At 71.9% G+C, this 22,232-nt stretch carries 21 protein-coding genes; 11 read left to right on the top strand and 10 right to left on the bottom strand.

The window, feature by feature from the left end:
- Position 1 precedes the first annotated feature (1 nt).
- The 3 genes from ABEB12_RS16465 to ABEB12_RS16475 all read right to left on the bottom strand — a co-directional run bounded on the left by ABEB12_RS16465 (position 2) and on the right by ABEB12_RS16475 (position 3,310).
- Entirely contained in the window at positions 2-868 is an 867-nt protein-coding gene (locus ABEB12_RS16465; RefSeq protein ID WP_185059587.1) for an ABC transporter permease subunit, read from the bottom strand.
- A complete protein-coding gene (locus ABEB12_RS16470) occupies positions 865-1,806 on the bottom strand; it encodes a carbohydrate ABC transporter permease (RefSeq protein WP_345702874.1) in 942 nt (313 codons plus the stop codon). Before ABEB12_RS16470 ends, ABEB12_RS16465 begins: the two co-directional genes overlap by 4 nt.
- 97 nt (positions 1,807-1,903) lie before the next feature.
- On the bottom strand, positions 1,904-3,310 hold the full coding sequence (locus tag ABEB12_RS16475) for an extracellular solute-binding protein (RefSeq protein WP_185059585.1): 1,407 nt from the start codon (positions 3,308-3,310) through the stop codon (positions 1,904-1,906).
- 301 nt (positions 3,311-3,611) lie between these two features.
- Between ABEB12_RS16475 and ABEB12_RS16480 the strand changes: the two genes are divergently transcribed.
- From ABEB12_RS16480 to ABEB12_RS16505, 6 genes are read left to right on the top strand one after another with little or no spacing between them, the layout of a single operon-like run.
- Positions 3,612-4,391 carry a DeoR family transcriptional regulator gene (locus tag ABEB12_RS16480; RefSeq protein WP_221497582.1) on the top strand — a complete coding sequence of 260 codons (780 nt, stop codon included), beginning with the start codon at positions 3,612-3,614 and terminating at the stop codon, positions 4,389-4,391.
- Positions 4,392-4,407: 16 nt separating this feature from the next.
- Entirely contained in the window at positions 4,408-5,052 is a 645-nt protein-coding gene (locus ABEB12_RS16485) for a class II aldolase/adducin family protein (protein ID WP_185059583.1), read from the top strand.
- Positions 5,049-6,533 (top strand): FGGY family carbohydrate kinase, encoded by a 1,485-nt coding sequence (locus ABEB12_RS16490; RefSeq protein ID WP_185061413.1) that lies wholly within the window; start codon positions 5,049-5,051, stop codon positions 6,531-6,533. Before ABEB12_RS16485 ends, ABEB12_RS16490 begins: the two co-directional genes overlap by 4 nt.
- Complete coding sequence (locus tag ABEB12_RS16495) at positions 6,533-7,306, top strand: class II aldolase/adducin family protein (RefSeq protein ID WP_185059581.1); 774 nt, start codon at positions 6,533-6,535, stop codon at positions 7,304-7,306. The genes ABEB12_RS16490 and ABEB12_RS16495 overlap by 1 nt, the downstream gene beginning before the upstream one ends.
- A gap of 5 nt (positions 7,307-7,311) precedes the next feature.
- Complete coding sequence (locus ABEB12_RS16500) at positions 7,312-8,970, top strand: FAD-dependent oxidoreductase (RefSeq protein WP_221497581.1); 1,659 nt, start codon at positions 7,312-7,314, stop codon at positions 8,968-8,970.
- Positions 8,971-9,001: 31 nt separating this feature from the next.
- A complete protein-coding gene (locus ABEB12_RS16505) occupies positions 9,002-9,565 on the top strand; it encodes a DUF305 domain-containing protein (RefSeq protein ID WP_185059576.1) in 564 nt (187 codons plus the stop codon).
- Positions 9,566-9,569: 4 nt separating this feature from the next.
- Here ABEB12_RS16505 and ABEB12_RS16510 read toward each other — a convergent pair whose 3' ends face one another.
- The gene (locus ABEB12_RS16510) at positions 9,570-10,805 is read right to left on the bottom strand and encodes a helix-turn-helix domain-containing protein (protein ID WP_185059573.1); all 1,236 of its coding nucleotides are present in this window, start codon (positions 10,803-10,805) and stop codon (positions 9,570-9,572) included.
- Between the two features lie 97 nt (positions 10,806-10,902).
- Here ABEB12_RS16510 and ABEB12_RS16515 point away from each other — a divergent pair, with 97 nt between their 5' ends.
- Positions 10,903-12,102: a cytochrome P450 gene (locus ABEB12_RS16515; protein WP_185059571.1), complete on the top strand. Its 1,200-nt coding sequence runs from the start codon at positions 10,903-10,905 to the stop codon at positions 12,100-12,102.
- Here ABEB12_RS16515 and ABEB12_RS16520 read toward each other — a convergent pair.
- Both ABEB12_RS16520 and ABEB12_RS16525 read right to left on the bottom strand, forming a co-directional pair.
- Positions 12,083-12,886 carry a GNAT family N-acetyltransferase gene (locus ABEB12_RS16520; protein ID WP_221497580.1) on the bottom strand — a complete coding sequence of 268 codons (804 nt, stop codon included), beginning with the start codon at positions 12,884-12,886 and terminating at the stop codon, positions 12,083-12,085. The two genes, ABEB12_RS16515 and ABEB12_RS16520, sit on opposite strands and share 20 nt — an antisense overlap.
- 5 nt (positions 12,887-12,891) lie before the next feature.
- Positions 12,892-13,431, bottom strand: a complete 540-nt coding sequence (locus ABEB12_RS16525) for a MarR family transcriptional regulator (RefSeq protein ID WP_185059570.1) — start codon at positions 13,429-13,431, stop codon at positions 12,892-12,894.
- A 90-nt stretch (positions 13,432-13,521) separates the two neighbouring features.
- On the opposite strand from ABEB12_RS16525, the gene ABEB12_RS16530 reads away from it, so the two are divergent.
- On the top strand, positions 13,522-14,256 hold the full coding sequence (locus ABEB12_RS16530) for an SDR family oxidoreductase (RefSeq protein ID WP_185059568.1): 735 nt from the start codon (positions 13,522-13,524) through the stop codon (positions 14,254-14,256).
- On the opposite strand, the gene ABEB12_RS16535 is transcribed toward ABEB12_RS16530, so the two are convergent.
- Both ABEB12_RS16535 and ABEB12_RS16540 read right to left on the bottom strand, forming a co-directional pair.
- Entirely contained in the window at positions 14,253-15,035 is a 783-nt protein-coding gene (locus ABEB12_RS16535; RefSeq protein WP_185059566.1) for an IclR family transcriptional regulator domain-containing protein, read from the bottom strand. The genes ABEB12_RS16530 and ABEB12_RS16535 overlap by 4 nt on opposite strands.
- 55 nt (positions 15,036-15,090) lie before the next feature.
- Positions 15,091-15,534 (bottom strand): carboxymuconolactone decarboxylase family protein, encoded by a 444-nt coding sequence (locus tag ABEB12_RS16540; RefSeq protein WP_185059564.1) that lies wholly within the window; start codon positions 15,532-15,534, stop codon positions 15,091-15,093.
- 113 nt (positions 15,535-15,647) lie between these two features.
- Here ABEB12_RS16540 and ABEB12_RS16545 point away from each other — a divergent pair, with 113 nt between their 5' ends.
- Positions 15,648-16,583 carry an aldo/keto reductase gene (locus ABEB12_RS16545; RefSeq protein ID WP_185059563.1) on the top strand — a complete coding sequence of 312 codons (936 nt, stop codon included), beginning with the start codon at positions 15,648-15,650 and terminating at the stop codon, positions 16,581-16,583.
- Positions 16,584-17,204: 621 nt separating this feature from the next.
- Entirely contained in the window at positions 17,205-18,860 is a 1,656-nt protein-coding gene (locus tag ABEB12_RS16550) for a DUF7800 domain-containing protein (protein WP_185059562.1), read from the top strand.
- Here the strand turns inward: ABEB12_RS16550 and ABEB12_RS16555 are convergent.
- The gene (locus ABEB12_RS16555; RefSeq protein WP_185059560.1) at positions 18,833-19,624 is read right to left on the bottom strand and encodes a maleylpyruvate isomerase family mycothiol-dependent enzyme; all 792 of its coding nucleotides are present in this window, start codon (positions 19,622-19,624) and stop codon (positions 18,833-18,835) included. The two genes, ABEB12_RS16550 and ABEB12_RS16555, sit on opposite strands and share 28 nt — an antisense overlap.
- Before the next feature lie 244 nt (positions 19,625-19,868).
- Here ABEB12_RS16555 and ABEB12_RS16560 point away from each other — a divergent pair, with 244 nt between their 5' ends.
- Positions 19,869-20,294, top strand: a complete 426-nt coding sequence (locus ABEB12_RS16560) for an SsgA family sporulation/cell division regulator (protein WP_185059558.1) — start codon at positions 19,869-19,871, stop codon at positions 20,292-20,294.
- A gap of 34 nt (positions 20,295-20,328) precedes the next feature.
- Here ABEB12_RS16560 and ABEB12_RS16565 read toward each other — a convergent pair whose 3' ends face one another.
- Positions 20,329-21,933 (bottom strand): long-chain-fatty-acid--CoA ligase, encoded by a 1,605-nt coding sequence (locus ABEB12_RS16565; RefSeq protein WP_185059556.1) that lies wholly within the window; start codon positions 21,931-21,933, stop codon positions 20,329-20,331.
- Positions 21,934-22,232: the final 299 nt, after the last annotated feature.

Raw genomic sequence — 22,232 nt, forward strand, 5'->3', positions numbered from 1 at the left:
TCTACGACTTCACCGCCCCGAAGGAGAGCCCGCGCACCAGGTACCGCTGGATGGACAGGGCCACCAGCAGCGGGGGCAGGGCCGCGATGATCGCGGCCGCCGCCGTGAGGCTGTAGAACACCTGGCCACCGCCGCCGAGGAAGCGGGTCACCGCCACGGTCACCGGGGTGTGCTGGCTGCCGGTGAGGATCAGCGGGAACACGTAGTTGTTCCAGGCGAAGATGAACGCGAGCAGCGCCGACGCGGCGATACCCGGCCGCACCAGCGGCAGCGCCACCATGAGGAACGCCCGCCGCCGGGTGTAGCCGTCCAGCAGCGCGGCCTGTTCCAGTTCCGCCGGCAGGTCCTGGAAGTAGGAGCGCAGGATCCACACCACCAGCGGCATGGTGACCAGCTGCAGCACCCAGATCATGCCCACGTTGGTGTCGAACAGCCCGAGCTGGTTGTAGATCACGAACAGCGGCACGATCACCATCAGCTCCGGGGCGAACCGGAAGGACAGGATGGTGAACATGACGTCGTTGGACCCCTTGTACTGCCAGCGTCCGGCCGCGTAGGCCGCCGGCACGCCGATCACCAGGGAGACCAGTACCGCGCCCACGCAGTTGAACACGCTGGTGAGCAGCGCGTCGGCGAAGTTGACGCTGGTCAGCCGGGCGCCGTCGGCGGAGAGCACGGTGACGAAGTTGGACAGCGTGGGCGTGAACGAGAAGTAGGTGGAGATCTGCTCGGCCTCCGACTTCAGCGACAGCAGCACCAACCACACCAGCGGGAACAGCGAGAACACGAACCAGCCGAGCAGCAGCAGGTCCGCGCCCACCGAGGCCGGGGAGAACCGCCGCTGCCCCGGTTGCAACTCCCGGCTCATGCCTCCGCCCCCGCCGCCCGGCGCTGGGCCCGGCCCAGCACGCTGACCAGGTACCGCGCAGTGAGGAACACGATCGCCCACAGCAGGAACATGTAGGTGCTGCCCAGCGAGTAGTTGAAGTTGATGATCGAGTTCTGGTAGGCGCTGATCTGCAGCGTGCGGGTGGCGTCACCCGGCCCGCCCGCGGTCAGCACGAAGACGTGGTCGAAGATCTTCAGGCAGTCCATGAACCGGAAGATCACCGCCACCAGGATGTACGGCCACATCATCGGCAGCATCAGCCGGCGGAACATGTAGAACCACGACGCCCCGTCCACCGCCGACGCCTCGAACGGCTCGCGCGGCAGCGACCGGATGCCGGCCAGCACCAGCACCGCGACGAACGGCGTGAAGATCCACACGTCCACCAGCACCACGGAGAACAACGCCAGCCGGTCGGACAGCCAGTCGAACGTGGAGCCCAGCCCGAGCACGTGGTTGAGCACGCCGAACTGCGGGTTGAACATCAGCTTCCACAGCACGCCGGCGATCACTGGCGCGATCATGAGCGGCAGGATGAGCACCCGCTCGAAGATCCGTCCCACCAGCGAGGACCGGTTCAGCAGCAGCGCGATGCCGATGCCGAGCACGGTCTCCGCCACCGTGGCGGACACCGCGTACACCAGGGTGACCCGCACGCTGGACCAGAACGCCGGGTCCGACAGCACGGTGCCGAAGTTGCGCAGCCCCACGAACACCGGGTTCGGCACCACCGCCGCGTAGTTCAGGAACGCGTAGTACGCGCCCAGCGCGAACGGGTACAGGATGCCGACGATGATCAGCACCGCCGGCAGGGACAGCACGTACGGCCGCAGTCCCCGCCGCCAGGCCGGCACCGCCTTCGGCTTGGGCGGCGCCGCCCCCGGCGCGGCCTCGCGCGGCGGCGCCTCGGTCGTCACCGGGCCGCCCTTTCGCGCACCGGTCGGCGTACCTCAAATCCCGACTCACCGTGCACGAAAGCCCGACTCACCGTACCCAGATCCCCGACTCGCCGGGTCATGCGACCGCGGCGGTGGACGCTGTGGCCAGGGCGTCCAGGCGGGTCTTGGCGTCCTGGCCGGAGTAGATGTCCTGTAGGGCGACCGCCCAGTCCTCGGTGGTCTTGAAGAACTGCTTCTGCGGGGTGAACTTGATGTCCGTGGACTGGATCACCCGCTCGAAGGTCTCCTGGTAGCCGGGGAAGTTGCCCAGCGTCTGCTTGAACGCGCCGTTGAACACCGACGCCCGGGTCGGGTCGGCGAAACCGCGCTGCCCGGTCTGCACCGCCTTGGTCTGGGCCTGCTTGCCGGTGGCCCACTGGATGAACAGCCAGGCGGCCAGCTTCTTCTTGGAGGCCGCGTTCATGGCCAGCGACCAGGTCCACAGGTTGGTGCCGTAGTTGCCGTCCGGGCCGGCCGGCCCGGGGTGCCAGGCCAGGTTGCCGGCCTGCGCGGAGTTGCCCTTGATGTTCTGCGGGTAGGTGGCCGAGTCGGCGTCGTAGACCATCATCGCGGTGCCGGCGCCGAGGTCGGCGGTGCAGTTGGGGTACTCGTAGGTGGTCCACGAGGTCGGGCCGGCGGCCCGGGCCAGCTGCACCCACTTGCGGGTGAAGTCCACCGCGGCCGGGGTGTTCATCGTGGCGGTCAGCTTGCCGCCCTCGCTGGTGTAGTCCTTGCAGCCCTGCCGGGTGAACTGGGTCATGAACCCGGGGTGGATGGTGGCCCAGGAGCGGGAGCCGCGGAACGCCACGCCGTACCGGTTGTTGGCCCGGTCGGTGAGGTCGGTGGCCAGCTGGATGAAGTTGTCGAACGTCTCGGCCGGCTTGATGCCGCGCCGGTCGAACTCGGCCTTGTTGTAGCAGACCACGTTGGTCTCGAAGCCCCACGGAATGGCCCACTGGCCACCGGTGCCCAGCGGGCTGCCGGTCTGGAAGTCCCACGAGGTGGACCGGCGCAGGCCGGGGTAGATGTCCTCGAAGTCGTAGTCCGGGGAGGTGGCCGAGCTGTTGGCCAGCCACGGCTTGAGGTCCTCCATCCAGCCCGGCGGACCGTAGGTCCAGATGAAGTAGGCGCCGGTCATGAACGCGTCGTAGTTGCCGGCGCCGCTGGCCAGCTCGGTGTTCAGCCGGGTGAAGTAGTCCGCCTCGGCGACCAGGTCGGCCTTCACGGTGATGCCGGTGAGCTGGGTGAACTCGGCCAGCAGCGGCTGGAACGCCACCTGGTAGGGGTGCGGGGTCTGCAGGATGGCGATCTCCGTGCCGGCCGCCTTGCGCCAGTCGAAGCCGCCGGTGATCTGGTTGGCACCGTTCTCCTGCCGGGGGCCGCCGCCGGTGCCGACGCCACACGCCGCCAGGGCGCCCGCCGCGCCGGCGGCCGCGCCTCCGATGCCCAGTAGCCGCAGCAAGTCTCGACGGGAGTGGGTCATCGGGTCCTCCGGGTATGTGCGAATACCAGCGCCATTGCCTCGGCCGGTGCGCGTAGTGACGCGTTGTGACCCGCTTCACCGGCCGCCGGTCGGCGTCACCGTATGACGCCCGGACATCTCAGGTCAATATGTGCAACTAACATTGATACGCGTGATGTTTGCGTGGCGAAACCCGCCGAAGCCGGTAAAGATCACGTCGTCAAGTGTGAAATTAACACTTTGACTTGACGAAACTTCTCCGGCGCGATGTGATGCGAGTCGCAAGCGTGAGCGTCGGCGCCGATTCACGGGGAGGCCGCTGTTGACCAACGCGGAACGGCTGACCCCGGAACGCCGGCAGGCCCAGATCACCGAACAGGTGCTGACCTCGGGCGCGGTGTCCGCCCAGGAGCTGGCGGAGAGCTTCGGCGTCTCGGTGATGACCATCCACCGGGACCTGGACGAGCTGCAGCGGCAAGGCATCCTGCGCAAGGCGCGCGGGGTCGCCTCCGCCCAGCCCAGCGGCACCTTCGAGTCCAATGTCCAGTTCCGCTCCAAGGCCAACGTGGACGCCAAGCGGCAGATCGCGCGGTACGCCTGCCGGCACATCGAACCGGGCATGTCGGTGCTCCTGGACGACTCCACCACGGCCACCGCGATGATCCCGTACCTGGCCGGCATCGGCCCGCTCACCGTGGCCACCAACTACCTGGCCGGGCTGCGCGAGCTGGCCGGCAACCGGGAGATCGAGATCATCTCGCTGGGCGGGCACTACGACACCCACCACGACTCGTTCCTCGGCACGCTGTGCGTGGACAACATCCGGGCGCTCCGGTTCGACCTGGCGTTCGTCAGCACGTCGGCGATCCGCGAGGGCTACGCCTTCCACCAGGAGGACCGGATCGTCGCGGTGAAGCGGGAGATGGTGGAGGCGGCCAGCCGCTGCCACCTGCTGATCGACCACACCAAGCTGGACCGCCATGCCATGCACCGGCTGATGCCCATCCACCGCTTCGAGTCGATCGTGGTGGACGCCGGCGTCGGCGAGCAGAGCCTGGCCAGCCTGCGCGAGCACGACGTCCGCGTGGACGTGGCTACCTAGTTACGGGAGGAAACACTTGCTGCTCTACGACGAACGCGCCGAGCTGGTCGAGTTCTGCCTGCGCATGCAGGACGACGAACTGACCGTCGGCACCTCGGGCAACCTCAGCGTCCGGCTCGGCGACCACATCGCCATCACCCCCAGCGGGGTCGCCTACGACGACCTCACCCCGGAGGCGATCTGCGTGATCGACCTGGACGGGAACAAGGTGGAGGACGGCCTGGACCCGTCGTCCGAGGTGCCCATGCACACCTCCGTCTACCGGGCCACCGACGCCGGCGCCGTGGTGCACACGCACCCGCTGTACTGCACCGCGCTGTCGGTGACCATGGACGAGGTGCCGCCGGTGCACTACATGATCGCGCTGCTCGGCGGGCCGGTGCGGGTCGCCCCGTACGCCACCTTCGGCAGCCCGGAGCTGGCCGAGAACAGCATCGAGGCGATGCGCGACCGGTTCGGCGCGCTGCTGCGCAACCACGGTGCCACCACCTACGGCGACACCCTGGCCAAGGCGTACACCCGCAGCCTCTACCTGGAATGGGTGTGCCGGCTCTACCACCAGGCCAAGCTGATCGGCGAGCCCACCCTGCTGCCCCCGGACGAGATCACCAAGGTGGCCCAGGCGCTGAACAGCTACGGGCAGACGGTGCCCGCGCGGTGAGTGGCGCCCGGCTGGGGGTCGACGTCGGCACCTCGGTGGTGAAGGCGGCGCTGTTCGACGAGAACGGCGCGGCGGTGGCCGTGCAGGGCCGCCCGCTGGAGCTGCGGCACGGCCCGAACGGCGCCGTGGAGCAGGACCTGGAGGAGATCCTCACCGGCCTGAGCGAGGTGGTCCGGGCCGTGCTCGGCTCGGCTTCCGGGGTGCCTCCCGCGTTGGTGGCGCTGACCGGGCAGGGCGACGGCTGCTGGCTCACCGACTCGGAGTTCCGCCTGGTCCGGCCCGCATTGTCCTGGCTGGACGGGCGGGCCGCCGAGCTGCTGAACCGGTGGTCGGCCGACGGCGTGGTGGAGCGGGTGTTCCGGGCCAACGGAAGCGCGCTGTTCCCCGGCGCGCCGGCGCCCCTGCTGGCCTGGCTGGACCGCTACGAGCCGGCCGCACTGGACGCCGCCGCCACCGCCGGCTACTGCAAGGACGCGGTGTTCGGCCGGCTCACCGGGGTACGCGCGACCGACCCCAGCGACAGCTCCATGCCGTTCGGCGACGGCACCGGCACCGGCTACAGCGCCGAGGTGCTGGACGCCACCGGGCTCACCCACCGCCGCGAGCTGCTCGCCCCGATCGCTTCGCCGGTGCCGTCCGCGCCGTTGACCGGCGCGGGCGCCGCACTGCTCGGGCTGCCCGAGGGGCTGCCGGTGAGCGCCGGGCCGTTCGACTTCCCGGCCTGCGGCTTCGGCGGCGGGCTGACCGAGGTGGGCGACGCGCTGCTCATCGTGGGCACCACGCTGGGCTGCCTGGTGCGGGCGGACAGCCTGCACACCTCGGGCGAGCCGGCCGGTTTCCAGGTGGCCACCGGCGAGCCGTCCCGCTGGCTGCGCGCCATGCCGGCGATGGTCGGCACCGCCTCGCTGGACTGGCTGCTGCGCACCCTCGGGGTCGGCCTCGACGCGGTCGGCGAAGCGCTGGCCACCAGCCCGCCGGGGGCGCGCGGGGTGTCCGTGCTGCCCTACCTGGCGACGTCCGGTGAACGTGCGCCGTTCGTGGACCCGGCGGCGTCCGGGCAGATCACCGGCATGCGGCTGACCACCGACCGGCACGACCTGGTCCGCGCCATGTGCGAGGGCCTGGCCTACGCGGCCCGGCATTGTTTCGAATCCGCGCGGCGCCCGGCGGACGGGCGGCTGGTGGTGTGCGGCGGGGGTACCCGGTCGGTGGCCTGGCTGCAGGTGTTCGCGGACGTGCTGGGCGTGCCGCTGGAGCTGGCCCGCACGCCGGAGGTGGGGGCGCGCGGCGCGGTGCTGGTGGCCGCGCGGGCCCGGGGCGAGGAGCTGGACGTGCCGGCCTGGACCGCACCCGAGGCGGTGGTCGAGCCCGACCCGGCGCGCCGCACCCGCTACGACGACGGCTACCAGGACTATCTGAACCACGTGGATGCGGCCCGCCCGCTGTGGCCGCGCGGGCCGCTGGACCAGGAGGACAACTGATGGACGCCATCCGGCGCGAGCTGGTGCGGCTGTCCCGCTCGCTCGGCGACCCGGCCGCCGACCTGGCCATACTCGGCGAGGGGAACACGTCGGCCGCGCTGGGCGACGGCACCTTCCTGGTCAAGGCCAGCGGCACCTCGCTGAACACGGTCGACGAGGACGACCTGGTCCGGCTGGAGCACGCCGCCGTGCTGGACCTGATCGACGACCCCCGGCTGGCCGACCACGACGTCGCCGGCCTGTCCGCCCGGATGCGTTCCACTCTCGTCGGGTCGGTGACCGGCCGGCCGTCCATCGAAACGATGCTGCACGCGCTGAGCCTGGAGCTGCCGGGCGTCGAGGTGGTCGGGCACACCCATCCGACGGCGGTGAACACGCTGCTCTGCTCCGACCGGGCGGCCGAGCTGGTCGCCGGCAGCCTGTTCCCGGACCAGGTGGTGGTGTGCGGGGCGAACGCGCTGCTGGTGCCGTACGCCGAGCCCGGGCTGCCCCTGGCCCGCGCGGTGCGCGACGGGCTGCGCTCGCACATGGAAGCCCACGGCACCCCGCCGCGACTGGTCTACCTGGGCAACCACGGAATCGTGGCGCTGGGGGCGAGCACTGCGCAGGTTCTGGCCATTACCTCCATGTCGGTGAAGGCGGCCCGGGTGCTGGCCGGCGCGCTGGCCGTGGGCCGGCCCCGCTACCTGGACCCGGCCACCGTGCACCGGCTGACCCACCGGCCGGACGAGAAACACCGGCAGGCCCTCATCGCCGGCCGGGGCCGGCGATGAACCCGATGAACGCGCTGAACCCGGCCCAGCGGGCGGAGGCGCTGCGCGCGGCCAAGGAGTCCCGGCACGACCTGGTGGTGGTCGGCGGTGGGATCACCGGCGCCGGGGTGGCCCTGGACGGCGCCGCGCGCGGGCTTTCCGTGGTGCTGCTGGAGGCCGGCGACCTGGCCGGCGGCACCAGCTCGCGGTCCGGCAAGACCGTGCACGGCGGGCTGCGCTACCTGGAGCAGCTGAACTTCTCGCTGGTCGCCGAGGCGCTGCGGGAGCGGGACCTGTTGATCAGCCGGCTGGCCCAGCACCTGGTGGCACCGGAGCCGTTCCTCTACCCGCTGACCAGGCGCTGGGAACGGCCGTACATCGGCGCCGGGGTGGCGCTGTACGACGCGCTGGCCCTGGCCGGCCGGCGGGGCGCCAACAAAGCGGGGGTGCCCTATCACCGCCACCTCACCCGGGCCGCCGCGCTGCGCGCCGCGCCGGGGCTGAACCCCGAGCTGGTGCACGGCGGGCTGCGCTACCACGACGGCCGGATGGACGACGCCCGCCTGGCCCTGGCGGTGGCCCGCACCGCCGCCGGCCACGGCGCGCGGATCGTCAGCCACGCCCGCGTGGTCGGGCTGCACCGCTCCGGCGGACGGGTCACCGGGGTGGCCGCCGAGGACACGCTGACCGGCGAGCGGTTCTCCGTGCGCTGCTCGGTGGTGGTCAACGCGGCCGGCGTCTGGGCCGCCGACGTGGCCGCGCTGGCCGGCCCGCCCAGCTTCCGGGTGCAACCGGCCAAGGGCGTGCACCTGCTGCTCGAACCGGGCGCGTTCGACTCCACCACCGGCATCCTGGCCCGCGCCGAGGACTCGGTGATCATCCTGCGCAAGTGGTTCGGGTACTGGCTGCTCGGCACCACGGACACCGCCTACGACGGCGACCGCGCCAACCCGGCGGTCGAGTCGACCGACGTGGACTACCTGCTGCGCAACGTCAACCGTTACCTGGCCAAGCCGCTGGACCGGTCGCACGTGCTCGGCGCCTACGCCGGCCTGCGCCCGCTGCTCGCCCCGGCCTCGGACAGCGCGACGGTGACGTCCGCGCTCTCCCGCGACCACACGGTGCTGGAGGAACCGAACGGGCTGGTCACCGTGGTCGGCGGGAAGTACACCACCTACCGGCTGATGGCCGCCGACGCGGTCGACGCGGCCGGCCGTTCGCTGCGCCGCACCCTGCCGCCCTCGCCGACGGCCGAGCTGCCGCTGGTCGGCGCGGCCGGCTGGCTGGCGGTGGCCAACCGGCTGCCCCGGCTGGCCGAGGAGTTCGACGTGCCGGAGCCGGTGCTGGGCCGGATGCTGCACCGCTACGGCGACGAACTGCCGGCCGTGCTCGCCCCGATCACCGACGATCCCGCGCTGGCCACCCCGCTGCCCGGCGCGGAGGAGTACCTGCCCGTCGAACTGCGCTACGCCGCCACCCACGAGGGCGCGCAGCGGCTGGCCGACGTGCTGGACCGGCGCACCCACCTGTCCATCGAGCGCCGCGACGGCGCCCTTTCCGCCGCCCCCGCCGTTGCGTCCCTGCTCGCCCCGCTGCTCGGCTGGGACAACGCCCGCCGCGACCGCGAGCTGGACCACTACCAGTCCCGCCTGCACCTGACGGTAGACCGCTCCCGAAGCGGGTAAGCCCTAGTCGACAAGGACTAGGGAGGACGCGATGCCGCTGTTGCGGACCATGGCCGTCGGTGTCCTGCTCGCGCTCGCCTCGGCGGGCCTCACCGGCTGCGGCGGGGATGCGCCGCCACCGCCGGAGCCCAGCTCGCCGGTGCACGAAGGGCACAACCCGGCCGACGTCGACTTCGCCCGGAGCGTGGTCGCGCTGCACAGCCAGGAGATCCAGCTGGCCGACCTGGCGGGCCGCCGGGCCGAGTCCCAGCGGGTGAAGGACCTGGCCGAACGGATCGAGCCCCGCCGGCGCGGCGAGCTGGAGCGGGCGGAGGAGTTCCTGCGCGACTGGCGCGCCCCGGGCCCGGACACCGCCGCGCCGGACGCCGGTGCCGGCCAGATCCCGGGCGTGGCCACCGAGGCCCAGCTGAAGGAGCTCTCCGACGCGGACGGGCCGGCCTTCGACCAGCGGTTCACCGAGACGCTGCTGAAGCATCGCCAGGGCGCCATCGCGGTGGCGCAGACGGAGCTGCGGCACGGCATCAGCCCGGGAGCCAAGCGGATGGCCATCGAGATGCTGAACACCCAGCAGCGGGAGATCACCGAACTCCGCTGAACACTTACCCGGTAAGCACCTCGTCGCCGTAGTGCGCGGCGATCTCCAGCGCCAGCGCCAGTTCCAGCCGGTCCTGGCCCAGCGGGCGGCCGCGCAGCAGCGCCGCCGCCTCCAGCCGCTGCTGCACGGTGTTGCGGTGGAAGCGCAGCTCGCGGGCCGCCGCCCGGACGTTCTCCCCGGCGTTCAGGTAGGCGCGCACGGTGGCGCGCAGCCGTCGCTCCCGCTGCCCCGGGGCGGCCAGCCGGCCGAGCGCCCGCTCCAGGTAGCGGGCCAACTGCTCGCGGTCGTCGTCCAGCATGGCCACGGTGGCCAGCTCGGCGTGCCGGGCCACGTCCCTTCCCCCGGCGACCGCGCGGGCGCGCAACGCCTCCCGGTGGCTGGCCCGGAACCCGGCGACGCCGAACCCCGGCTGGCCCACCGAAACCCGCAGCCCCGGGCCGGGCGAAGGGGCCTGCGCGTCCGGCCAGGCCGGCCGGGTGGCACCCGGCACCCAGCCCCAGACCGCGCCGCCGTCCCCGGGCAGCACCAGCGGCTGCCCACCGACCGACCCCGCCCACTCCCGCGCGGCGGCGTCCAGGCCGGTCCAGTCGTCGTCCTCCGCCTCCCGCCAGAGCACGAAGCCGACGTGCCAGCGGTCCAGCGGGTAACCCAGCCGCCGGGACAGCTCTCCCTCATCCCTGCCCGCCACACCCTGCCGGCCCGCCACACCCTGCCGGCCCGCCGGCCCAGTCCGGAGAATGGCCAGCGCGGTCTCCCGCTGCCGCCAGGACGCCCCCCGGCCCAGCGCCTCCCGCTCGGCCGTGTGCACCTCCACGGTCAGCGCCATGCCCACGCTGACGTAGGCCAGCAGCACCTCGCCCAGCCGGGCGGTCACCGCCGCCCTGGTCGCCGGGTCCGGCACCCGCTCGACCACCCGGGCGGACCACCAGATCCACAGCAGCTCGTGGCCGCGCTGGTAGGCCCGGAGCACGGTGGCGGCCGGCATCTCCCGGCGCGCGCAGTCCCGCGCGAACGTCTCGGTGATCGGCGCCACCCGCACCCGGTCCCGGCCGACCGGCGCGGCCAGCAGCTCCTGGATCGCCACCGCGTGCTCGGCGACCACCCGCTCGGCCTGTTCCCCCAGGGCGGCCAGCTCGGGCACCTCGGCCCGCAGGTCGAACGCCGCCGCTCGAGTGAACGCGCCGAACTCGGCCGCGCAGTCCTCGGCCAGCCGGGCAAGAACCCGGTCGACGGCGTCCATCCCTGCACCATACCTGGGCACAGTGCACATACGCGCCGGCGATTTCCGGAGAAACGGCCGGTGCCCGCAGTGCCCCGTCCCGAGCATTCTGTGCCGTATGAACACCGATCTGGCCGAGATTGACCTCACCGACCCGAGCTGGTTCGCCGAAGGCCCTCCGCACGAGCTGTTCGCCCGGATGCGCGCCGAGGCGCCGGTGCGCTGGAACCCGAGCGCCGACGGCCCCGGGTTCTGGTCGCTGACCAGGGCCGCCGACCTCGCCGCGGTGAGCAAGGATGCGCACACGTTCTCCTCCCACCGGGGCGGAATCTGGCTGCGCGAGGACACCCTCGCCCCGCTGGACCTGGCCCGGAACTTGATGATCTTCAAGGACCCGCCGGAACACACCAGGTACCGGGTGATCCTGCGGTCCGCGTTCACCCCGCTCACCGTGGCCAAGCTGGAGTCCGCCGTGCGCGCCCAGGTGGTCGCACTGCTGGACGCGGCGGTGGAGCGCGGCGGCATGGACGCGGTGGAGGACCTGGCGGTGCCGGTGCCGCTGATGGTCATCGCCAGCCTGCTCGGCGTGCCGGACTCGGACATCCCGAAGCTGCGCGACTGGACCGCCCGGCTGGACGCGGGGGTGGCCGACCCGGCGAACACCGAAGGCCCGGCCGCCCTCGGCGAAATGGCGGCCTACCTGGCCGCGCTGGTGCCCGAACAGGCGGAGGACGCGGACTCGCTGGTCGCCGCGCTCCATCGCGCGGAGGTCGACGGCCAGCGGCTGACCGAGACGGAGATCGTGCTGTTCTTCGGCATCCTGGTGTTCGCCGGCAACGACACCACCCGCAATGCCACCTCCGGCGGCCTGCTCGCGCTCGCCGAGCATCCGGAGCAGTTCGCCGCGCTGACCGGGGAACGGATTCCGAACGCGGTGGAGGAGATCCTGCGCTGGACCACCCCGCTGAACTACTTCGCCCGCACCGCCACCGAGGACACCGAGGTCGGCGGGCGGCGGATCAGGGCCGGCGAGCGGCTGGTCATGTGGTACGCCTCGGCCAACCGGGACTCCGACGCCTTCCCCGACCCGATGCGGTTCGACGTCACCCGGGAACCGACCACCCAGCACGCCGCGTTCGGCGCCGGCGGCCGGCACTTCTGCCTCGGCGCCGCACTGGCCCGGCTGGAGCTGCGGGTGATCTTCGAGGAGGTGGTCCGGCGAATGGGTCCGCCCGGGCTGGCCGGCCCGGTCCGGCGAGCCAGCTCGATCTGGGTGAACGGGCTGGCCTCGCTTCCCCTCAGCTGTCCGCCGAAGTGATCCACGGGCGGTGCGCGTGCTGGTCCTCCCGGCCCGGCACGGAGAGCTTCCAGATGTCGCCGATGTGCCGCAGACCCAGCCGCGCCGCCACGCGTTGTGAGGACCGGTTGGCCCGGTCGGTGCTGTAGAACAACCGGCGCGTGGCGTCCGGGAAGGCCGCCGCCCAGCCGGCGGTCACCGCGGCCGCGAGGCCCCGGCCCCGGTGTCCCGGGTGGGTCCACACGCCGGCCTCCGCCCCGACCGGCGCGCTGACCGGGGTGTGGCAGATCGCCACCACCTCATCGCCCTCCACCGCCATCGCCCACGGCCCGTGCCGTCCGGCCAGCAGGCCCACCCACTCGCCGGGCGTCCAGCCCACCGGCCTGGCCGCCCGCACCGCGTCCGCCTCTCCCCCGTCCGAGCGCACCAGTCTTGTCTCTCCCCGGTCCGAGCGCACCGGTTTTGTCGGGCTCGGGTACTCGACGCCCGGCGGCACCAGGTAGCTCGGCCCGCTGGACACCGCGACCGGCCCGAGGCCGGCCGCGAGCAGCGCCCGCGCCCGGACCAGCACGTCCTCGGCGTTCACGGCGCCGGGTAGCAACCCGGTCAGCGCCTCGGCCAGCTTCTCCGGCAGGTGCGCGCCGATCTTCCCGAGCAGCCCTTCCGGGCCGGCCGCGACCACCAGGTGGTGCGCGTCCCCCAGCACCCGCCCGCGCGGGTCGACGTCCCACAACGTCGCCAGCTCGTCCCCCAGCACCGGGACCCGTGAGTGATTTGTATGGCTCTGGCCATACAAATCACTCACGGGGCTCACTCGACCCCCACGTGGGTGTGCCGGCCGTGTTCCAGCCGTTCGTCCAGGTCATCCAGCAGGGTCCGCAGCAACTCGGTGAGCTGGGCGCGGGGCTCGGGGTCGAGCGCGCCGATCAGCTCGGCCTCGCGGCCCAGTACCCGGTCCACCAGCCGCTCCACCAGGGCGTGCCCGTCCTCGGTGAGCGTGACGTTGACCCGCCGCGTGCCGGTCTCCCCGCGCCGGGTGACCAGGCCCTGGCTCTCCGCCCTGGCCAGCCGCTGGGAGATCGCGCCCGCGGTGACCTGGGTGCGCTCGGCGATCTCCCGGGTGGTCAGGGTGTACGGGGCGCCGGACCGGCGCAGCACGCTGAGCAGGTCCAGGGTCGCCGGGTCGGCCCCCTCGGCGGCCAGCACCCGGCGCCGGTCCTCGCCGAACAGCTTGGCCAGCCGCCAGATCCGGGTGACCACGCCGATCCCCTCCACCGGGGTGCCCGGCCGCTCGCGCAGCCAGGCCAGCGCGATGGCGTCCACCGGGTCGTCGGGCCGCGGCTCGTGCACGCTCGGTCTCCCGTCCTCGGGTTTGCGTTCCGGTCTCCGCGGAGTCTACATTTAGCACTAAACGTTTAGACCTAAACAAGGAGCTGTGGAATGTCTCGACACGTAGTGGTCACCGGCGGCGGCACCGGCATCGGGCGCGCCGTCGCCGCCCGGTTCGCCAAGGCCGGCAACCAGGTGTGGATCACCGGCCGGCGGGCCGAGCCGCTGCGCGCCGCGGCGGCCGAGCTGGGACCGGCGGTACGCCCGGCGGTGTGCGACGGCACCGACCCGGCCGCGCTGGCCGACCTGGCCGAACAGCTGCCGGCGACGCTGCACGTGCTGGTCAACAACGCCGGCGGGAACACCGACTTCGACGCCGCCGCCCAGACCGGCCTCACCCGGCTGGCCGGGCTGGCCGCCGGGTGGCGGGCCAACCTGGAGGCCAACCTGCTGAGCGCCGTGCTGACCACCGAGGCGGTCCGGCCCCGGCTGGCCGACGGCGGCGCGGTGATCAGCATCGGGTCGATCGCCGCCGACCAAGGGAACGGCTCGTACGGCCCGGCCAAGGCCGCGCTGCACTCGTGGAACGCGGGGCTGGCCGCCGAGCTCGGCCCGGCCGGGGTGACCGCCAACGTGGTCTCCCCGGGCTACATCGCGGACACCGAGTTCTTCCGCGACAAGCTGCCCTCGGACCGCCGGACCGCACTCATCGCCGCCACCCACACCGGCCGCCCCGGGCACCCGGACGACGTGGCCGGCACGGTGGTCTTCCTCGCCTCGCCGGACGCCCGGCACGTGACCGGCCAGGTCCTCGCGGTGAACGGCGGCGCCCGGACCACCCGTTAGACGGGCGCGCGGATCTCGTCCAGCTCAGTGACCAGGGCGGACGCGGCCCGGTGCAGCTCGGGCACGGCCCGGCCGACCAGTTCGTCGGTCATCCGGATGGTCGGCCCGGAGATGGACAGCGCGGCGCGGGCCGGTCCGCCGTCCAGCGCCACCGCGACGCAGCGCACGCCCAGCTCCAGCTCGCCCTCGTCGGTGGCGTACCCGGTGGATCGGACGTGCGCCAGTTCGCGCAGGTAGACGTCGGGTTTGGTGATCGTCTTCTCGGTGTGCGGGACCATGTCCACGCGGCCGAGCAGGTCGGTCACCGCCTCGTCGCCCATGTGGGCCAGCAGCGCCTTGCCCACCGCCGTGCAGTGCGGCGAGACCCGCCGGCCGACCTCGGTGAACATGCGCATCGCGTGCCTCCCGGGCACCTGCGCCACGTACACCACCTCGGCGCCGTCCAGCAGCGCCAGGTTGGCGCTCTCGCCCAGGGTCTCGACCAGCCGGGCCAGGTGCGGCTTGGCCCAGACGCCGAGCTGCTGGCTCGCGCTCTCGCCCAGCCGGACCAGGCGCGGCCCCAGGGTGTACTCGCGGGACGGCTCCTGGCGCACGTAGCCCAGCCCGACCAGCGTGCGGATCAGCCGGTGGATGGTGGGCAGCGGCAACCCGGAGACGGCGGACAGCTTGGACAGCCCGACCAGCCCGCCCGCGTCGGCCATCGACTCCAGGAGCGCGAACGCCCGCTCCACCGACTGCACGCCGCCCGCCGACCGCGTCGCCCCCGAATCATTCCGCATCTCGGAATCATAGCTTCATTTCTGAGATGCGGCCGTCACCCGACCCGGCGGGAGATCAGTTCCGGCGCTCCGGAGGGTTACGGGTGGCCACGTTCATCCGGTTCCACACGTTGATCGTGGCTATGGCCATGATCAGGTTCGCGGTCTCCTCCTCCGACCAGTGCGCGCGAACCTCGGCCCACACCTCGTCCGAGACTCCCCCGTCGGCGATCCTGGTCACCTGGTCGGTGAGGGCCAGGGCGGCCCGCTCGCGGTCGGTGAAACAGGCCGCGTCGTGCCACGCCGCCACCTGGAACAGCCGCTCGGTGGTCTCCCCCTTGGCCAGCGCGTCGTGGCTGTGCATGTCCACACAGTAGGCACAACCGTTGATCACCGAAGCGCGCAGCTTGATCAGCTCCAGCACGGTGCTGTCCACGTGCTTCACGCAGTACTTCTCCAGCCCCAGCACCACCGGGTACGCGCCGGGAGCCACTTCCACCATGTTCAGTCGCCTGGTCATTTCGTCCTCCGTCGTTTCTTGCCGGTGCAAGCAGGACGCGACGGGGTGGCCGGTTTGTGACCGCCGCGCCGCGTGCGCTCGGTCACACCCCGGGGCGTCCTACGGTGGAGGGCATGCGGATTCCGTTGACCGGCACCGACCTGACCGTGCACCCACTCTGCCTGGGCGGCAACGTCTTCGGCTGGTCCGCCGACGAAGAGGAGTCCTTCGCCGTGCTGGACGCCTACGCGGCCGCCGGCGGCAACTTCGTGGACACCGCCGACTCCTATTTCTGGCGCAAGCCGGGCAACTCGGGCGGCGAGTCGGAGGCGATCATCGGGAACTGGCTGGCGGCCCGGGGCAACCGGGACGACATCGTGCTGGCCACCAAGGTGGGCTCCTGGCCGGAGCGGCCCGGGCTCACCCGGGCCAACATCACGGCCGCCGTGGAGGACTCGCTGCGCCGGTTGCGCACCGATTACATCGACCTCTACTACGCCCACCGCGACGACCCGGACACCCCGCTGGAGGAGACGCTCACCGCGTTCGACGCGCTGGTCAAGGCGGGCAAGGTACGGCACATCGCGGCCTCCAACTACGAGCCCGACCGGTTGGCCGAGGCGATGCGCGTCTCCGCCGAGCACGGATTGGCCCGGTTCGCCGTGCTGCAGCCGCACTACAACCTGATGGAGCGCGACTACGAGCGGGACTTCGCGCCCCTGGTCGCCGAGCACGGCATGTCCTGCCTGCCCTACTACGCGCTCGCGTCCGGCTTCCTGACCGGCAAGTACGCCGCCGACACCCGGGTGGACAGCGTGCGCGCCGAAGCCGTCGCCGCCTACTTCACCGACCGCGGCCGCCGCGTGCTCACCGAGCTCACCGCCGTCGCCGACCGCCACTCCGCCCGCCCCGCGACGGTCGCCCTGGCCTGGCTGGCCGCCCAGCCCACCGTCTCCACCCCCATAGCCAGCGCCCGCACCCCCACCCAACTAACCGACCTCCTGGCCATGCCCGCCCTAACCCTCGACCCCACCGACCTAACCCGCCTAACCACCGCCTCCACCCCCTAACACCGCGAGTCGGGGATCTAGGTACGCCGAGTCGGGCTTTCAGGTACGCCGAGTCGGGGCCTCGTGCTCGGCGAGTCGGGGATCCGGGTACGGCGAGTCGGGGATTTGGGTACGGCGCCGGTTCAACCACGGCATGGACGGCGCGGCGGGGGCAGTCTGCCGCGGCTCCGGTGGGGCCTGCCGCGTTGATCCGTAACAGACAGCCGACAATCCCGCCCGCTACGGCCGGCGACGGCGGATGGGGGACTGAGACGGTCTGGACCACCTCCCCCTCGTCGAGATCTACCTGGGCGGGTTCTGGTCAAGATCAAAACCCGTTGACGTGGATCTCGACGTAGGAGGAACGCCCGGCCACGCACCCGGGGCCACGGTCCGTAACCAGGCCTGCCACACGCCGACAGGAACGCGACGGGCGATGCTCCGCGGCGGAAGACCGCCCCGCCGCGCCGTCCACGCCCTGGTTGAACCGGCGCCGTACCCAGATCGCCGACTCGCCATGCACGAGGCCCGACTCGCCGTACCTGAAAGCCCGACTCGCCGTACCCAGATCCCCGACTCGCCGTACCCAGATCCCCGACTCGCGGGAGGGGGTGGGCCGGGGGGCGGGGTTAGGGTGCGGGCGTGGGGTTGGTGTTGGGGCCGGTTTTGCGGCATGTGGGCCGGAGCAGCGCGGTGGTGTGGGTGCAGACGGATCGCGCCGGCACGGTGAGTGTGCTCGGGCGCGAGGCGCGCACCTTCGAGGTGTCGGGATTCCACTATGCGCTGGTCACCGTGGATGGGCTGGCGCCGGACAGCCGCACCGAATACCGGGTGGAGCTGGACGGCGAGCAGGTGTGGCCACCGCGCGACTACCCCTACCCCACGCCGGTGATCCGCACCAGGGGCCGCACCGGCAACCAGGTGAGGGCGCTGTTCGGGTCCTGCCGCTTCCCGAAGGCCGGCGATCCGGCACTGGACGCGAGGCTCGGCCTGGACGCGCTGGACTGCTACGCCACCCGGATGGTCAGCCGCCCGGAACCAGAGTGGCCGGACGCGCTGCTGCTGCTCGGCGACCAGGTGTACGCGGACGAGCTCACTCCCAGCGCCCGCCGGCTGCTCGCGGCGCGCCGCCGCAACCGCGCGCTCACCAAGCCGAGGCCGCCCAACGAGGTGATCAGCTTCGCCGAGTACGAGCGGCTGTACCGGTCCAGCTGGTCGGATCCGGAGATCCGGTGGCTGATGTCCACCGTGCCGACCGCGATGATCTTCGACGACCACGACATCAGGGACGACTGGAACACCTCGGCGGCCTGGCGGGCGCGGATGGCCCGCACGCCGTGGTGGCCGGACCGGATCCGCGCCGGACTGGCCTCGTACTGGGTCTACCAGCACCTGGGCAACCTCACGCCGGACGAGTTGGCCACCGACCCGACCTTCCGGTCGGTCAGCGGCGCCGGGAACGACACCTGGCCGGTCCTGGCCGATTTCGCCGAGCGCGCGGACCGCGAGGTGAACGGGGCCAAGGGCACCCGGTTCAGCTTCCGCTGGGACCTCGGCCGCGCCCGGCTGATCATGCTGGACACCCGCAACGGGCGGATCCTGGAAGGCCCGACCCGGAAGCTGGTCGGCGACGACGAGTTCGAATGGCTCACCGCACAGGCCACCGAAGACCCGGCCGGCACGGACCACCTGATCCTGGGCACCTCACTGCCCTGGCTGCTGCCGCACGTCATCCACGACCTTCAGGCGATCAACGAGCGCGCCGCCCAGCGCCCCGGCCGGCGCGGAAGAGCGGCCGAGTGGATGCGCCAGGCCGGCGACCTGGAGCACTGGGCCGCGTTCGGCCACTCGTTCCACCGGCTGGCCGAGCTGATCAGCAGGGTCGCCGGCGGCCCCGACGCGCCGGCCACGGTCACCGTGCTCTCCGGCGACGTGCACCACAGCTACGCGGCCCGCGCCGAGGTGCAGTCGAGCGCCACCGACACGGAGATCTACCAGTTGGTCTGCTCGCCGGTGCACAACCGGGTGCCGGCGGTGATCCGGCCGGCGTTCCGGCTCGGCTGGTCGAGGGCGCCGCGAGCGGTCACCGGCTGGTGGGCGCGCCGGTGCGGCGCCGGGCCGCGCGGAGTGCGCTGGACCAAGCCGATCGGCCCGCTGCACGGCAACACCATCGCCACGCTGCGCCTGGACGGCCGGGCGGCCGGTGTGATCTTCGAGCAACCCACCGGCCCGGCCACCCTCGAGACGGTGGCCGAAATGGACCTGACCGGTCAGAACGTCGCGTGCGCCACCCAGTGATCCAGCAACGCCGGGTCGCCGAACACCTGCAGCCGTGAGTCGCCGGTGCCGATCCGGCCCAGGATCACCTGCAACAGGTCCTTGGCCAGGCCGCGCACCGCCACGTCGCCCTTCTGGTGGCCGTGCTCCCAGGTGACCGCCTCCGGGCCGCGCCGGATCAGCCACTCGCCGGCCTCGCCGAGGCTCGGTGAGTCGGTGGCGTGCAGGTGCAGCGTCTCGCCGGAGCCGCGCAGCGCGGCGGCCTGCTCCGGCCGGAACGCCACCAACCCGGGCGAGGTGACCAGGCTCAGCCACTCGGAGATCGCGTCGGCCGCCACGTCGGGGGCGACCTCGTAGGGCGCGTCCAGCGCGATCGCCGCGTCAGCGCGGTGCACGGCGGTCTCGTGGCACATCCGGCGCAGCCAGAACGCGGCCCTCGGGTCGCCGCCGGAGAAGTTCCACACCGGCTCGTCGGGACCCGCCGAACGCACCGCCTCCACCACCCGGGCGGCACCCTCGCGCAGCCACCGGACCCGCTCGGCGGGGTCCTCGGGCAGCGTGGGGCGGGGCGTCCCGGAGTAGTCCGGCGGACCCTCCGCCCGGGTCTCCACCATGTGCGCGCCGTGCCGGTGCGCCTGGCCGAGGTGCTCCACCAGCTGACGCACGTCCCAGTCCGGACAGGTGGGCACCCGGCGGCTCAGGTCGGCCCCGTCCAACAGCCCAACAAGTTGCTCCGCCTGCTCCAGCAGGGCCTCGCCGTAACGCCGCACGGTCAGTTCCACCATGACCGTTACGTTACCGCCGTCACATACCGGGTTTCGCTCTCAGCGGGTGAAACGGCCGGCAAACCAGGCCTGAACAGGTAATTCATTGCCCTCGCAAGGGCTGGCGAAAGTGTTACCGCACTGCCCGTTTCAGGTGAATCCCCGGAAAAGGTGCCACATTTCGAGGGCCACCGGCGATGACATGAACGTAGGACATCACGGGCCGGTTCGGATGCCGGCTCGGGCCACCGGGGAGGGCTGAAGGATGAATGAAATCTCGGGAGCGGACCGCGTCAGCCAAGACATGTTCGCCATCCTGTACGGGCAGGAGACGCCGCTGTTGACGCGGTGGACCTTCCAGGCGGACGACCCCTTCGCCGTGATGATGTCGATCAGCCGCCCCAGCGGGCGCTGGATCGACTGGCTGATGTCCCGCGACCTGCTGATCGAGGGCCTGAACCACCCCGCCGGCATCGGCGACGTGCGGCTCACCCCGTTCCGGGACGAGGAGTTCGACGTCGTGGAGATCCGCATCGGCGACGAGGAGGGCTTCGCGGCCCTGGAGTTCGACCGCGACCTGCTGGAGCGGTTCCTGAACGCGACCTACGACATCGTGCCGTCCGGCGCCGAGTCAAGCATGATCAACATCGAGGCCGAGCTGTCGAAGGTCACCAACAGCCTGTTCGGCTGAAACTGGCTTAGCCGTCCCCCGTGGGCCGGTGGGCTCAGCCGCGAATGCGGCTCTGCTCACCGGCCCATTCCTTTTCCCGCAGCTCGAACTTCTGCACCTTGCCGGTGGACGTCTTGGGCAATGCATCGACGAAGTCAATGTCCCGGGGCGCCTTGTACCGGGCAATTTTCTCTTGCACGTGTGCAAGCAGCTCCTCGGCCGAAACGCTTCCGCCGGGTTTGAGCACCACGAACGCCTTCGGCCGCTCGCCCCACCTCTCGTCCGGCACGCCGATCACCGCCGCCTCCAGCACCGCCGAGTGGGAGACGACCGCCTGCTCCACCTCCACCGTGGAGATGTTCTCCCCGCCGGAGATGACCACGTCCTTGGCCCGGTCGCGCAGCTCCACGTAGCCGTCCGGGTGCATCACGCCGAGGTCACCGGAGTGGAACCAACCACCGGCGAAGGCCTTCGCCGTGCCTTCCTCGTCGTTGAAGTAGCCGGCCATCACGTTGTTGCCGCGCATCACGATCTCGCCCATGGTCTGGCCGTCGGCGGTCACGTCGTTCATCTCCGCGTCCACCACCCGCAGCCACTCGGCGGTCAACATGCCCACGCCCTGCCGGGCCTGTCTGCGCGCCCGCTGCTCGGTGTCCAACTCGGCCCACTCGGCCTGGAACTGGTTCACCGAGTACGGCCCGTAGGTCTCGGTGAGGCCGTAGACGTGCACGATGCGGAAACCCATCGACTCCGCCTGGGCGATCGTGGTGGGCGATGGCGGGGCGCCGGCGGTGGTCACGACCAGCGAGTAGTCCAGCTTCACCGCCTCCGCCGCGTTCATGATCGTGGTGACCACGGTGGGCGCGCCGTTCAGGTGGGTCACCCGGTGCTCGCCGATCAGCCCCCAGATGACGTCGCCGCGCACCTCGCGCAGGCAGACGTGGGTGCCGCCGATCGCGGTCACCGCCCACGGCGTGCACCAGCCGTTGCAGTGGAACATCGGCAACGTCCACAGGTAAACACTGTCCGGGCTGTGGGCGGAGTGCACGATCTCCGACAGCGAGTTCAGGTAGGCGCCCCGGTGGGTGTACATCACGCCCTTGGGCCGGCCGGTGGTGCCCGAGGTGTAGTTGATCGAGATGGTGGCCCGCTCGTCGGCCACCTCGAACGGGATCTTCTCGCCGTCGGCGCCCCGGGCGACGAACTCGGTGTACGAATCCGGCACCTCGCCGGGCGCGGCCGGGTCGCGCACGGTTATGACCTCGGTGACGGTCTGCAGCTCGGCCAGCACCGGTGCCACGGTCCTGTGCAGCACGGAGTCCACGACCAGCAGCTTCGCCCCGGAGTGGTCCAGGATGTACCGGACCTCCTCGGTGGACAGCCGGGTGTTGATGGCCACCAGCACCGCGCCGGCCAGCGGCACCGCGAAGTGCGCCACCAACATCTCCGGCAGGTTCGGCAACAGGTAGGCCACCCGGTCGCCGGGGCCGATCCCGGATGCGCGCAAGGCCCGCGCCACCCGGGCCGCCTGGTCGGCGAACTCGGCGTAGGTGACCCGCCGCTCGCCGTAGACGATCGCGGTCTTGTCTCCGAATACCTCCGCGCTGCGCCGCAGATAGGACAGCGGGGTCAGCTCGGTGGTGAACACATCGCTAGCCACGCGCCTACGTTATGGGCCCGCCGCGCCGCGCACCATGTGCGACTGGCCCAAATTGTCCGGTTGGGCGCGGAGCGGGTTCTAGAGACCGCTTGGACGGCGCCGCGTGACTCGGTCTGCCGTGGCTCGAGTGCCGCGCGTGGCGTCCGGTACCTGGCCGGTCGGCCACGGTCGGTCCGGGCCATGATCGCCGTCCGCGGCGGTCGTTCGGGGGGTGATCGCCGTTTGCGGCGGTCGTTGGGGGGTGATCGTCGTCTGTGGCGGTTTAGCCTCGATTTTCGACGCCAAACCGCCACAAACAG

The sequence above is a fragment of the Actinospineispora eucalypti genome (assembly GCF_039543365.1).
Lineage (GTDB): Bacteria > Actinomycetota > Actinomycetes > Mycobacteriales > Pseudonocardiaceae > Pseudonocardia > Pseudonocardia eucalypti.

Excerpts from the sequence above, each read along its gene's own strand:
- ABEB12_RS16515 (WP_185059571.1), top strand. The coding sequence starts at position 10,903 with ATGAACACCGATCTGGCCGAGATTGACCTCACCGACCCGAGCTGGTTC.
- ABEB12_RS16545 (WP_185059563.1), top strand. The coding sequence starts at position 15,648 with ATGCGGATTCCGTTGACCGGCACCGACCTGACCGTGCACCCACTCTGC.
- ABEB12_RS16555 (WP_185059560.1), bottom strand. The coding sequence starts at position 19,624 with ATGGTGGAACTGACCGTGCGGCGTTACGGCGAGGCCCTGCTGGAGCAG.
- ABEB12_RS16510 (WP_185059573.1), bottom strand. The coding sequence starts at position 10,805 with ATGGACGCCGTCGACCGGGTTCTTGCCCGGCTGGCCGAGGACTGCGCG.
- ABEB12_RS16500 (WP_221497581.1), top strand. The coding sequence starts at position 7,312 with ATGAACGCGCTGAACCCGGCCCAGCGGGCGGAGGCGCTGCGCGCGGCC.
- ABEB12_RS16465 (WP_185059587.1), bottom strand. The coding sequence starts at position 868 with ATGAGCCGGGAGTTGCAACCGGGGCAGCGGCGGTTCTCCCCGGCCTCG.
- ABEB12_RS16560 (WP_185059558.1), top strand. The coding sequence starts at position 19,869 with ATGAATGAAATCTCGGGAGCGGACCGCGTCAGCCAAGACATGTTCGCC.
- ABEB12_RS16540 (WP_185059564.1), bottom strand. The coding sequence starts at position 15,534 with ATGACCAGGCGACTGAACATGGTGGAAGTGGCTCCCGGCGCGTACCCG.
- ABEB12_RS16505 (WP_185059576.1), top strand. The coding sequence starts at position 9,002 with ATGCCGCTGTTGCGGACCATGGCCGTCGGTGTCCTGCTCGCGCTCGCC.
- ABEB12_RS16495 (WP_185059581.1), top strand. The coding sequence starts at position 6,533 with ATGGACGCCATCCGGCGCGAGCTGGTGCGGCTGTCCCGCTCGCTCGGC.
- ABEB12_RS16535 (WP_185059566.1), bottom strand. The coding sequence starts at position 15,035 with ATGCGGAATGATTCGGGGGCGACGCGGTCGGCGGGCGGCGTGCAGTCG.
- ABEB12_RS16530 (WP_185059568.1), top strand. The coding sequence starts at position 13,522 with ATGTCTCGACACGTAGTGGTCACCGGCGGCGGCACCGGCATCGGGCGC.
- ABEB12_RS16475 (WP_185059585.1), bottom strand. The coding sequence starts at position 3,310 with ATGACCCACTCCCGTCGAGACTTGCTGCGGCTACTGGGCATCGGAGGC.